Raw genomic sequence first — 11,851 nt, 5'->3', positions numbered from 1 at the left:
TCAGGCGCAGGCTTTTTCGCTGATGACGCGACCGGCCTGCATGCGTACCAACTGGTCGGCGACGTCGAAGTAACGGTCGTCGTGGGAGATGACGATGATGGTCTTGCCCAGGCGCTTGAGGTCCGGCAGCAGCTCGGTGTAGAAAATCCGCCGGAAGGTCGGGTCCTGGTCGGCCGCCCACTCGTCAAATACCAGCACCGGGCGCTCATCGAGCCAGGCGTTGACCAGGGCCAGGCGCTTGCGTTGCCCGGTGGACAGGTCGGTGGTGGTGAACGCGCCATCGCGCACGCTGACCTTGTGCGCGATCTCCAGGCGCTCCAGGTATTGGGTGGCGTCGTCGGGCAGGGCCTTGTCGTTCTGCACCAGGTCGTCGAACAGGAAGTAGTCGGCAAAGATCGTGGTGAACATCTGGCGGTAGTCGTCCAGGCCCAGGGCGTCCACGGGCAGGCCGTTGAGGCGGATTTCGCCTTGCTGCGGGGTGTACAGGCCCAGCAGCAGCTTGATCAGGGTGGTCTTGCCGCAGCCGTTTTCGCCGACGATAAACAGGATTTCCCCAGGCTCGATGCTCAGGTTGACCGGCCCCAGCTTGAATGGCTCGCTGCCTTCCACGGGCGGGAAGGCGTACTGCACGTTGCGCAGTTCCAGGTGCTTCATCACCGGCACGCTTTTGTCGGCGTCATCGAGCAGCAGGTGCGGTTCCGGCGAGGAGAAACGCTCCGACAGGTCGGCAATGCGCCGGAAGGCGATTTGTGCGCGGCTGATGATCGGCAGGTTGCCGATCAGGTTTTCCAGCGGGCCTTTCATGTACAGCAGCACCAGGACAAAGCCGCTCATCACCGCCGGGTCCGAGCTGGGCCAGAACTGTTGCAGGGTCAGCGCCAGGCCGATGACCACGAAAAACAGCATCGAGCCCAGGCTCTTGGCGATCACAAAAATATTGATCGAGCGGATATGGGTGTCGCAGATATGGTCGGCGGTGCCCTGGATATTGCGGGTGTGCATGGCGTGCCGGCGCGGGCGGTGGATGCGCAGTTCCTTGGCGCCCTCGGCAATCGCCGAGTAGTGTTTTTGCAGGTTGTCTTCGGCGTCACGGGCCGCGTAGAAGCCCTTGATGCCTTTGCTCTGGGCCACGAACTGCACCGCCGAACCAATGCCGATGGCCAGCAGGGTCATGAGGAAGATCGGCCAGGACAGCACCGCCAGGTAGCCCAGGCAGCCCAGGATCACCGTGGTCGAAATCGCCAGCGGGGCAAAGGCGAAGGCAAAGTCGCTGATGGTGTCCACGTCATGGGTCAGCACCGGGATCAGGCGGTGGGTGCGATAGCGCTCGATCTGCTCGATGGGCGCGGCGAGCACCTTGGCGCCGAGGTCCTTGCGCAGTTTGGCAATCACCTTCTGCCCAACGAAGTTGGTGCCGATATCGGCGCCGATACTGCTGAGCAACGCCAGCAGACACAGCCCGGCGAAGGCCAGGACCACGCCGGTGCCCATGCCGTCGGCGCTGTGCAGGCCGCGGTTGACCGTGGCCAGCAGCGCGGTGACGCTGAGGCCGCCGACGATGCCCAGGGTGATGGAAGAAATGACAATCCGTCGATAGGGCTTGAGCAGGCTCAAGAGTTCGCGAATGGCGCTGCGCGGTGCTGCGGTCATGAAACTACCTCGATCGCGACGTGGCTACGTGCTGTGGGCAAGTGAAGGCCTGCGCGCGAAGGTTTACCGCTGGCAGGCCGATAGTAGGAGGACGAGTCGGGCCCGGCGCGATTTAGCCGCGTCCCGAGTTGCACAGGCTCAGAGCTCCCGTGCCACGCGAAAGCCCAGCCAGTCGCCGCGCACGTTGGGGTAGAGGTTGTTGCGGTTGCCGGAGCGGGAAAACACCGGCGCCTCGCCCCAGTCGTTGCCGCGAATCTGCCGCACCTCGCATTGCCCGGTCAGCCAGGCGCTGCCATCGCTGGGCGCTCCCACATAGCTGTCGTTTTCACAGTCTTCGACCCATTCGTAGACGTTGCCATGCATGTCATACACGCCGAACGCATTGGGCGCATAGCTGCCGGCCGGCGCGGTGTAGCTGTAGCCATCGGCCGGCCCGTAGGTGTTGGCGTGCTTGGCGATGCTGTATTCCTTGCCCTCGTCGAACGGGAACGGGAAGGGCCCGGAGGTGCCGCCACGGGCGGCGTACTCGCGCAGGGATTCGCTGACCATGCGGTACTGCTTGCCGGTTTTCTTCGACAGCCAAGCGACATAGGCGCGGGCTTCGGCAAAGTCCATGCACACGGCCGGATGTTTGGCGCTTATCTTGTAGGTGGGCTTGCCAGCCGTGCATTTGCGGCCAGGGCGGTCGTCGCCGTCGGGCATTTTGTAGCCGGTTTCTTGCAGGTAGCTGTCCCATTCGCCGGCCAACACCTGGAAGCGGCTGATGGCCACGGGTTTGGCGAAGGTCACGTCATGGATCGGGCCTTCATCGGGCTGGCGGCCGACTTCATCATCCGGGGTGCCCATTTTGAAGGTGCCGGTGGGCAGCACCACCATTTCCGGGCAGTTCTTGCAGTCCTTGAACACGGTGCCGGGCTTGGGCGGCGTGGCGGCCTGGGCGGACGGTGCCAGGCAGGCGATCAATGCCGTCAGCGCCAGGGACTTGAGCAGCGTTGGGGTGAGCGGTTCATCGTTCATGAGTCGTCTCGTGGGCAAGAAAAAAGGGGATCAGAGGGCTTTGTCGAGCAGGGCCAGGAAGCGGTCGACCTCATCTTCGGTATTGAGCAGGCCCGGCGCGGTACGCACCACCGGGCCGACGTCGCGGTTCACCGCGTCGCTGACCACGCGGTTGCGCATCAGGTAGGCGGCCACCTTGTCGCTGTCCTGGCCCTTGACCCGGAAGAAGCTGAAACCGGCCGACAGCTGCGGGTTGGCCGGGGTGACCAGCTCGATGTTCGGTCGCGCCTGCAAGCGCTCCTTGAGGTAGGAGTTGAGGCTGTGGATGCGTTGCTGAACCTCGGCCTTGCCCAATTGCAGGTGCAGCTTGAAGGCCTCGTCCAGCGCCCAGCGATGCTCAAAGGCGTGATAGCCGCCGGGGGAGAAGGTGGTGGCGAAATCGGTGTCTTCGGAAAACGTCGGCATGCTCGGGGTGAGGGTGGTCACTTGCTCCGATGCGGCGCACACCAGGCCAGTGCCCCGTGGGCCGAACATCCATTTATGGGTGCCGGCGATAAAGAAGTCGCAGTGCATGTCCGGGAAGGCCAGGTCTTCGACGCCGAAGCCATGCACGCCATCGACCACGTAGAGGATCCGATCCTTTTCTTCGCGCCCCTGGTTGTGGCGCTTGACCAGTTGCCCGATTTCAGCGATCGGCAGCTTCACGCCGCTGCCCGACTGCACCCAGGTCATGCCCAGTACTCGGGTATTGGGGCGAATGTTGCGCTCGATGGCCGTCAGCACTTCATCGACCGACACGTGGTGGGCGTTGGCGAACAGCTTGATCTTGCGCACCTGGGTGCCGTCACGCTGGGTGCGCAACGCGAGGATGCTGTCGGTGGAAAAGTGCTCGTGCTCGGTGGTGAGGATTTCCTGGTCGGGGCGCACGTGGATGCCGCCGTAGATCATCGCCAGGCCCTCGGTGGTGCTGCCGGTGAGGGCGATCTGGCCGGGTTTGGCTTGCAGATAGCGGCCGGCCCAGTCACGCACCTGGCCTTCGCGTTTCCAGGGTTCCTGCAGGTCCCAGTCCATGGTCAGGCCGGGGTTGCGGTCAAGGGCGGCGCGGTGGCGCTCGATGGCTTCGCGCACGGGCCTTGGGTGCGAGGTGATCAGGAAGTTGGAGAAATGGATGTAGTTCGGATCCTGGTCGAACAGTTGGCGCAGGCCGGCCCATTTATCGACGGGGGCCTTGGCGCTAGCCGCCTGCACGTGCAGGCTGGTGCCCAGCGGCAGGCTGGCGGCGAGGATGCCGGCCTGTTTGAGAAAGGTGCGACGGTCGGTCATGGCGTTTGCTCGCTTGGCAGCACACCAGGCTTGGCGGACTTTTGCACCTGCTCCCACACCCGCAGGAAATTGCCGCCCCACAACTTGGCGATATCGGCTTCGGAGTAGCCGCGGGTGATCAGTTCGGCGGTCACGTTGCGCACTTCACTGACATCGTTCCAGCCCTTGACGCCGCCGCCTTCGTTGAAGTCCGAGGCAATGCCGACGTGGTCGATACCGATCTTGCGCACGGTGTAGTCAATGGCGTCTCCCAGGTCCTTGAGGCTGGCCTTGGGTTCTTCTTCGAGAATGGCGTAGAGCTCGCTGGCGTACTCGCCGAACTTCTGCTCCGGCCAGGCAGCGATGATCGGGTCGCCGGGCATCAGGGCCATCGCCAGGTTGGGCAGGGGTGGCAGGTCGAAACGCGCGCGCAGGGTGTTGAGCTTGTCCTGGATCGGCTGGCTCAACGGGCGCAAATACCCGCCGAAGGCCACCACTTGCACCACGCCGCCACTGTTCTTGATCAGTTGCAGTTCTTTGTCGCTGAGGTTGCGCGGGATATCCACCGAGGCCCTGGGCGCGGAGTGGGAGGCGACCATGGGGGTGCGGCTAAGCTGGGCGACTTGCTCGAGGGCGGTGGTCGACATTTGCGAGACGTCGATGATCACGCCCAGGTCGTTCAGGCGCTGCACTGCTTGCTTGCCGATGGCCGAGAGGCCGCCGAGGGCATCCGGCGAATCATTGAAAAACGGCAACGGGCGCGAGGAATCGGCCCAGCTGTTGTTGCCGATGTAGCTGAAGCCGAACATGCGCATGCCGCGCGCCGTCCACATGTCCAGCAGGTTCAGGTCGTTGCCCAGGGGGTAGGCGTTGAGCATGCTGATAAAAATCGCAAACTTGCCCTCGCCATGCAGGCGGCGCAAATCGGCCGGGGTGTAGGCGATGCCCACCTGGTTGGGGAAGTCGCGGACCATGCCGGCGATGATCTTGTAGCGCACCTCTTGCTGGTGCCGGGCTTCGTCGACAAAACCTGCGGTGGGTTTGTGTGGTGCATTGGGGCCATTCCACAGCTCGGGCCAGCCGAAAATCGTCAGCGCCGCCCCCGACAGGCGCCCGCGACTGGCCTTGGCCAGGTCGAACTGGCCGCTGCCGTCCTTGTCTGCTTCATGGCCGGCGGTGCCGAAGTCCAGGGGCACGGTGATATGGCTGTCGAACGACAGCAGGCGGTCCTGCAATTCATTGGCCTGCTTGATCACTTCCAGCGGGTAGCCGGCATTGCCGCCAAACCAGTGATCCCAGGCCAGGCCTGCGCCGGCAGCAATGGCCAGGGCCAAGGGCAGGCCGATGTATAGAGCCTTTTTCGAACGTGGTTTTGTCATTGCCATCTCAGTCGGTTCGCCTTTGAGGTGCGGGCGCAAGGGGCCTTTGCTATCTGGGGAGAACGAGCGCAGGGCCGGGAAATTTAAGCGCGGCCCCTACAGTAAATTTGCCGCCCGGCTAAACGTTCTAGCTTGGATAAAGCCTGCTCCAGGGCTGACACAGGTAGGAACATGACGATTTCTCGACGAGGGTTTATCGCAGGCCTGGCGCTGACCGGCGCCGCCGTACCTGCTGCCTTTTATGCCCATCGCGAGTTGACGCGTGAGGAATTTCCCATCACTCCCGAGGAAGCCACGGTGGACCTGGCGGACACCGCCGGCCAGCAGTTGGCGAACAGCCTGCGCGGGATCTGGAGCCTGCGCCTGGAAGGGCGTGACGCCGGGCTGCAAGGCTTGCCCCTCGACGGTCTGGAACTGTTTCTTGATATTGCACCGCGCGGCCGGGGCGTGCGTGGCTACCTGGACACCGCTGGCCAACTGCGTGGGCAGGGTGAGCCGCGCTATCAGGTGCTGGGTGACCTGGCGCCGGGCGACGCGGCGCTGTTGTACTGGCGCCTGATCGACCGCGACGCGCCGGACGGCATGCCGGCCTATGAATTGACGATGCGCCTGGATGAAGTCTGGGGCAGCTTCGGCAATGCCGGCAGCGGCACCCTCAGCGGGCAGATTCTCAATCTCGACAGGCCCCTGGCGCTGCTGGAGCTGGATAACCGGTTTGTCGCCACCAAACAGCTGTTCCCCGAAGCCCGCGAACGCATCGGCCTCAACCCAGCACTGCTGGCATGGTTGATTGCCCCCGAACACCGCCTGCTCCACCAGCTCTGGCACGCCACGCGGGACCAGTGGCACAAGCTCCCCGAGGACAAGCGCAACGCCCTGCGCGGCATCGGTTGGCAGCCCGGGCCACGGGACCAAGAGCGCGACGCCCGTGGCCCGCGCAAGGACCGCAATGGCTCGGGTATCGATTTTTTCTTTATGCATCGGCATATGCTCGGTACGGCGCGCTCCCTGCAGGACTTGCCGTCCTGGCCGCGCTTCCCGCCGCCGCAGCCCGAGCTTGAGCGTGATCGCCAGGGCTTCGCGCGCTACTTTGACAATCACGATGGCTTCGCACTGCCGCCGACCTGGATGGCCAGTGGCGACGAGCAGTACAGCCAGTGGGTCAGTGATATCAAGGCTTGCGAGACCTATCACAGCAACTTCCAGGTGTGGGAGTCGCAGTACCGCGACCCGCGTTACCTGGCCAGGTTGACCCTGGGCCAGTTCGGCTCGGAGGTTGAGCTGGGGCTGCACGATTGGCTGCACATGCGCTGGGCGTCGGTGCCGCGCGACCCTTCCAACGGCGCACCGGTGCCCTTTGCGCGCGATCCTGCGGATTTTTCGGCGCGGTGGTATGAGCCTGAAAATGACTTTTTGGGCGACCCGTTTTCCTCCCATGTGAACCCGGTGTTCTGGCATTTCCACGGTTGGATCGATGACCGGCTGGAGGACTGGTTCCGCGCCCATCAGCGCTTTAATCCGGGTGAGCTGAGCCGCCTGGAGGTCAACGGTGTGCCATGGTTTGCGCCAGGGCGCTGGGTCGAGGTGGGTGATCCATGGCTGGGGCCGGATACCCATGGTTGCAGCACCACCCCGGGATTGCAGATGGGGCGCACCGTGGAGATGGATCCGGAAACCATGAAGCTGGCGTTGCGCATCACCTTCGGCGCTGATGATGACAAGTTGCAGGACTTGTTCCGCAAGGTGCCGAAGCGGCCGTGGTATGCGCGGCATTTGAAGGTCAGGGAACGGACGATTTGACCTGTCCGATCAACGTCAAACGGTAGGCGCTGGCTTGCCGGCGATGGCAATGGCGATGGGGCAGGCAACATCGCCGGCAAGCCAGTTCCCACATTAGATCCTCATCGTTAAAGACCAGACGCCTGCCACCCCCCTCCCAGTGCCTTGTACAGCGCAATACTCGCCCCCAGCCGTGCCTGGCGCAGTTGCACGTTCAAATCCTGGGCGGCATACAGCGTGCGCTGGGTTTCCAGTACGGTAAGCAAGTCCTCCGCGCCAGCCTCATAGCGGCTCTGGGCGATACGGAAGGCTGTCTGTGCCTGGTCCAGTTCTTCATGCTGCCACTGGCGCTGTTCGTCCAGTCGGCGAATGCTGCTCAGGGCCTTTTCTACATCGGCAAAGCCATTGATGATCGCGCCGCGATAGGTTTGCAGCAGCTCATCCTGGCGTGCCGTGGCCTTGTCGCGTTCGGCGCTGAGGCGGCCGTTGTTGAAAATCGGTGCGATCAGCCCGCCCGTGAGGTTGTAGAACGGGTTGCGCAGCATATCGCCAGCACGGTTGGCGCCCGAGCCCAGGTTGGCGCTGAGGGTCACGCTGGGCAGCATGGCGGCGCGGGCGACGATGATGTCGGCCTGGGCGGCCGCCAGTTGCGCTTCGGCGCTGGCAATGTCCGGGCGGCGGCTGAGCAGGTCGCTGGGTACGCCGGCGGCGATGCTTGGCCAGCGCAGTTGCTCAAAGGCCTGGGGCGTCAGTTGCAGCGTCTGCACCGGTTGGCCGAGCAGGGCGGCCAGGCTGATCCGTGCGGCTTCGGTCCGCTGGCGTACCTCGGGCAGTTGGCGTTGCTGCGCGGCGACCAGGCTCTTTTGCTGGGCCAGTTCCAGTTGGGTGGCAGAGCCCGCGTCATGCCGGGTCTGTACCAGCTTGAGCACGTTCTGCGCATTGGCCAGGTTGAGCTCGGCGATGCGTTGTTGTTCGTGCAGGGCCAGGAGCTGGGTGTAGGTGGTGGCCACGCCGCTGAGCAGGGTCAATTCCACCGTGGCGCGCTCGAATTCGCTGGCGCGCACCGCCAGTTCAGCACTGTCGCGAGCGGCGCGCTTGCCGCCCCAGAAGTCGATTTCGTAGGTGGCAGTCAGGCTGGCATTGAAATAATCCACCGCGTCATTGTTGTTGTCGGCATCCAGTTCGCTGTAGCCGTTGCCGCGCAGCAGTTTCCGGCGGTTGGCGTTGAGCCCGCCCTTGAGTTCGGGCAGCAGCGGCGCGCCGGCCACCACGGCGCCGGCCTGGGCCTGGCGCACCCGGGCCATGGCGCTGGCCAGGTCGTAGCTGCCGGTGCGGGCCTGTTCGATCAGTTGGTCGAGCTGCGGGCTGGCAAAGGCTTTCCACCATTGCTGGTTGACGTGCAGAGCGTTGGCCTGGCTTGCCGTGTCCCAGGCCGGCGGCGGCTGCAGGCCGCTGGCCGGGCGCTGCGCCGGGCTGCTGCACGCGGCCAGCAGCAGGCTGGCGGCAACGAGGGTCAAGTGCGCTTTCATAGGGCGATCATTCACTGGTAAGGGCCGTGACCGGGTCGAGCCGGGCTGCTTTGCGGGCCGGCATAAAGCCGAAGATGACGCCGGTGACCAGCGCGCAGGCGAAGGCGCCCAGGGCTGCGGGCAGCGAGAAGGCGACGGCCACGCTGCTGAGGATCAGCGCGCCACCGACCAGCAGGGCCAGGCCGATCCCGGCCACCCCGCCGACCACCGTGAGCATCACCGCTTCGGTGAGGAACTGGCGCAGGATGTCGCGCTGCCGGGCGCCAGTGGCCATGCGGATGCCGATTTCCCGGGTGCGTTCGCGCACGGTCATCAGCATGATGTTCATCACGCCGATGCCCCCCACCAGCAGCGAGATGGCGGCAATCGAGCCGAGCATCAGCGACAGGGTGTTCTGGGTCCGGGCCTCGGCCTGGATCATCGCGGCGTTGTTGGTCAGTTCAAAATCCCGCTTGCCGTTGTGCAGGCGCAGCAGCAACTGGTCGATGGCTTTTTCGGCCTCATGCACCTTGCGCGCGTCGGCGGCGGCAATCACCACGTATTCAGGGTTATAGGTGCCGAACAGGCGAATACTCGCGGCAGAGTAGGGGATGGCGATACGGTCGTCGCTGTCCTTGTCGCCGGAGCTGGCGCCTTTTTCGGCAAGCACGCCGATCACCTGGAACGGCACGTTTTCGATCAGGATGTATTGGCCGATGGGGCTGGGCAGGTCCTTGAACAGCTTGTCGCGCACCCGTTTGCCAATCACCGCGACGGTAGCGGCGGCGCGTTCGTCAGCCTCGGTAAAGTAGCTGCCCTCGACCACTGGCCAGTTGAAGATCGTCGGGAAGTTGGTGTCGTTGCCGCCGACATAGGCCATGTGGTCGACATTGCCGAAACGCACCCCGGCCTCCGCGCCATTGACCGGCATGATGCGCTTGACCTGGGGCAGGGCGGCCATGGCGGCGACGTCGTTCATGGTGATAATGCCGGGCGGCGTACGTGGGTTGGGCGCCGAGCCGCTGACGTAGAGGATGTTGGAGCCAAAGGCGCCCATCTGCGCCATGACCTGGCGTTTGCTGCCTTCGCCCACGGCCAGCATCACCACCACCGAGGCCACGCCGATAATGATCCCCAGCAGGGTCAGGGCCGTGCGGAAGCGGTTGATCCACATGACCCGCCAGGCCGCCTGCACCGCGTCCACCAGTTCAGCCTTCCAGGCGCCGTTGTGCTCGGCGCCGTCGGCCAGGCGTTGGCGCAGGTCCACCGCTTGCAGGGCCTTGGGGTTGGCTTCAGTGGCGGGCTGGTTGTGGGTGTTGGGGGTGTCGCTGATGATCAGGCCGTCGCGGATCTCGATGATGCGCTTGGCCCGCGCCGCCACTTCGCGGTCGTGGGTGATCAGGATCACCACGTGGCCCTGGCTCGCCAGTTCGTCGAGCAGGGTCATGACCTCGGCGCCGCTATGGCTGTCGAGGGCGCCGGTAGGTTCGTCGGCGAGGATGATATGCCCGCCGTTCATCAAGGCCCGGGCAATCGACACCCGTTGCTGCTGGCCGCCGGACAACTGGTGCGGGCGGTTGCCGGTGCGCCCGGCCAGCCCCAGGCGGGTCAGTAGGGCGGCGGCGCGGGCGTGGCGTTCGGCGGCCGGTGTGCCGGCATAGATCGCCGGCATCTCGACGTTTTCCTGGGCCGAGCCGGACGGGATCAGGTGGTAGCCCTGGAACACAAAGCCAAAGGCCTCGCGGCGCAGCCAGGCCAGTTCGTCGGTGTCCAGTTGGGCGACGTTCTCCCCGGCGAACAGGTATTGGCCGACAGTGGGGCGGTCGAGGCAGCCGAGGATATTCATCAGGGTCGACTTGCCTGAGCCGGAGGCCCCGACAATCGCCACGAATTCCCCGGCATGGATCGACAGGTCGATCCCGCGCAGCACATCGACCTGGGGCGCATCACCGCCCCCGTAGGATTTGCGGATGTCCCGAAGTTCGATCAGCGGCGTCAACATTCAGCCTCCGCTGCTGTCGGCGGGGCCGATCAGCAGATGATCGCCTTCGTTCAGGCCGTCGAGGATCTGGATGCGCAGGCGATCGCTGATACCCACCCGCACCTCACGGTCTTCGATGCTGCCGTCCTTGGCCACCACGCGGGCCAGTTGCATGTCGGGGCGGGTGCTGCCCTGCAGGGCAGCGACGGGCGCGGTCAGCGCATCGGTGACGCGGCTGGCGACGAAAAACACCTGGGCGGTCATTTCCGCCATCAGTGCGTTGTCGGCGTTGTCCACATCCAGCAGCACGGTGTACAGCACCACCCGGCCGCTGCCGCTCTTGCTCGAACTGCTGGGGCTGCCGCCGCCCTGGCTGGTTTCGTTGAGGGGCTTGGGCGGCACCGGCAGGATCTGGCGCACGGTGCTGGTCCAGCGCCGGTTGCCACCGCTCAGGGTGGTGAAATAGGCCTGCATGCCCGGTTTGACATGGCCGATATCGGCTTCCGAGACTTCCGCCCACACGGTCATCGGCGACAGGTTGGCAATGCGCAGGATCAGCGGCGTCTGCTGCTGGCTGTTGAGGGTCTGGCCTTCGCGGGCATCCACGGCCACCACGGTGCCGGAGATCGGCGCATAGATGCGCGTGTAGCCCAGCTCAGCCTGATCAACCCGCAGCGTGGCCTGGGCCTGGCTGATCTGCGCCTTGAACATGTCGATGCGTGCCTGGGTGGCGTCCAGTTCGGCCTGGGCGGTTTGCACGTCTTCATCGCGGGTGGCGCCACCGGCGGCCAGGCGTTGCTGGCGCTGGTACTTCTGCTGCGCCAGGCGGTGTTGCGCGTGCTGTTCCTGTAGTTGGGCCTGCAAGTTGGCGATGGAGTAGCGGGTGGCGTCGAGCTTGGCTTGTTGGGTGGCGGGGTCGATCTCTACCAGCAGGTCGCCTTCCTTGACCTGGGCGCCGGCTTCGACGTGAATCTTGCGGATCTGCCCGGAGGCCTGGGCGCCGACATCCACGTAACGCCGCGGTTGCAGGGTGCCGAGGGCGGTCACGCTGCTTTCGATATCGCCCCGGTGTACTTGCAGGGTGGCAAATTTATCCCGGCCGGGCGGGATCAGTTGCCAGGCGGCGAACGCGGCCACGGGGATCAGGCAAAGTGCTGCCAGCAGAGCGCGCCGGGTGTGTCGGGGACGGTTCATGCACGGGTTCCAGCCAGGAAAGTTCGGACCGCAGCTCAATCGCCCACAAGGGCAGAGACAGG

The 11,851-nt window shown here is 64.8% G+C and carries 8 protein-coding genes; 1 reads left to right on the top strand and 7 read right to left on the bottom strand.

The features are described 5' to 3' along the window. From HBO11_RS24745 to pvdM, 4 genes are all read right to left on the bottom strand, one after another. Nucleotides 1-1,650, bottom strand: coding sequence for a cyclic peptide export ABC transporter (locus tag HBO11_RS24745; RefSeq protein ID WP_169954766.1), 1,650 nt, complete (start codon nt 1,648-1,650; stop codon nt 1-3). A gap of 138 nt (nt 1,651-1,788) precedes the next feature. Further along, nucleotides 1,789-2,667, bottom strand: coding sequence for a formylglycine-generating enzyme family protein (locus tag HBO11_RS24740; protein ID WP_169954765.1), 879 nt, complete (start codon nt 2,665-2,667; stop codon nt 1,789-1,791). Nucleotides 2,668-2,697: 30 nt separating this feature from the next. After that, nucleotides 2,698-3,969 (bottom strand): aminotransferase class V-fold PLP-dependent enzyme, encoded by a 1,272-nt coding sequence (locus tag HBO11_RS24735; protein ID WP_169954764.1) that lies wholly within the window; start codon nt 3,967-3,969, stop codon nt 2,698-2,700. Next, nucleotides 3,966-5,327, bottom strand: coding sequence for a pyoverdine-tailoring dipeptidase-like protein PvdM (pvdM, locus tag HBO11_RS24730; protein WP_169954763.1), 1,362 nt, complete (start codon nt 5,325-5,327; stop codon nt 3,966-3,968). The genes HBO11_RS24735 and pvdM overlap by 4 nt, the downstream gene beginning before the upstream one ends. Nucleotides 5,328-5,498: 171 nt before the next feature. Between pvdM and HBO11_RS24725 the strand changes: the two genes are divergently transcribed. Beyond that, on the top strand, nt 5,499-7,127 hold the full coding sequence (locus HBO11_RS24725; RefSeq protein WP_169954762.1) for a PvdJ/PvdD/PvdP-like protein: 1,629 nt from the start codon (nt 5,499-5,501) through the stop codon (nt 7,125-7,127). 107 nt (nt 7,128-7,234) lie between these two features. On the opposite strand, the gene HBO11_RS24720 is transcribed toward HBO11_RS24725, so the two are convergent. From HBO11_RS24720 to HBO11_RS24710, 3 genes are read right to left on the bottom strand one after another with little or no spacing between them, the layout of a single operon-like run. Continuing rightward, a complete protein-coding gene (locus tag HBO11_RS24720; protein WP_169954761.1) occupies nt 7,235-8,635 on the bottom strand; it encodes an efflux transporter outer membrane subunit in 1,401 nt (466 codons plus the stop codon). 7 nt (nt 8,636-8,642) lie between these two features. After that, the gene (locus tag HBO11_RS24715; RefSeq protein ID WP_169954760.1) at nt 8,643-10,616 is read right to left on the bottom strand and encodes a MacB family efflux pump subunit; all 1,974 of its coding nucleotides are present in this window, start codon (nt 10,614-10,616) and stop codon (nt 8,643-8,645) included. Further along, nucleotides 10,617-11,789 carry an efflux RND transporter periplasmic adaptor subunit gene (locus tag HBO11_RS24710; protein WP_169954759.1) on the bottom strand — a complete coding sequence of 391 codons (1,173 nt, stop codon included), beginning with the start codon at nt 11,787-11,789 and terminating at the stop codon, nt 10,617-10,619. Nucleotides 11,790-11,851 lie beyond the last annotated feature (62 nt).

It is taken from the genome of Pseudomonas sp. WS 5010 (genome assembly GCF_012985565.1).
Classification (GTDB): domain Bacteria; phylum Pseudomonadota; class Gammaproteobacteria; order Pseudomonadales; family Pseudomonadaceae; genus Aquipseudomonas.
This window is presented reverse-complemented; position numbering and strand designations above follow the sequence as displayed.

Coding starts and splice junctions, on each gene's coding strand:
- HBO11_RS24745 (WP_169954766.1), bottom strand. CDS start 1,650: ATGACCGCAGCACCGCGCAGCGCCATTCGCGAACTCTTGAGCCTGCTC.
- HBO11_RS24740 (WP_169954765.1), bottom strand. CDS start 2,667: ATGAACGATGAACCGCTCACCCCAACGCTGCTCAAGTCCCTGGCGCTG.
- HBO11_RS24735 (WP_169954764.1), bottom strand. CDS start 3,969: ATGACCGACCGTCGCACCTTTCTCAAACAGGCCGGCATCCTCGCCGCC.
- pvdM (WP_169954763.1), bottom strand. CDS start 5,327: ATGACAAAACCACGTTCGAAAAAGGCTCTATACATCGGCCTGCCCTTG.
- HBO11_RS24725 (WP_169954762.1), top strand. CDS start 5,499: ATGACGATTTCTCGACGAGGGTTTATCGCAGGCCTGGCGCTGACCGGC.
- HBO11_RS24720 (WP_169954761.1), bottom strand. CDS start 8,635: ATGAAAGCGCACTTGACCCTCGTTGCCGCCAGCCTGCTGCTGGCCGCG.
- HBO11_RS24715 (WP_169954760.1), bottom strand. CDS start 10,616: ATGTTGACGCCGCTGATCGAACTTCGGGACATCCGCAAATCCTACGGG.
- HBO11_RS24710 (WP_169954759.1), bottom strand. CDS start 11,789: ATGAACCGTCCCCGACACACCCGGCGCGCTCTGCTGGCAGCACTTTGC.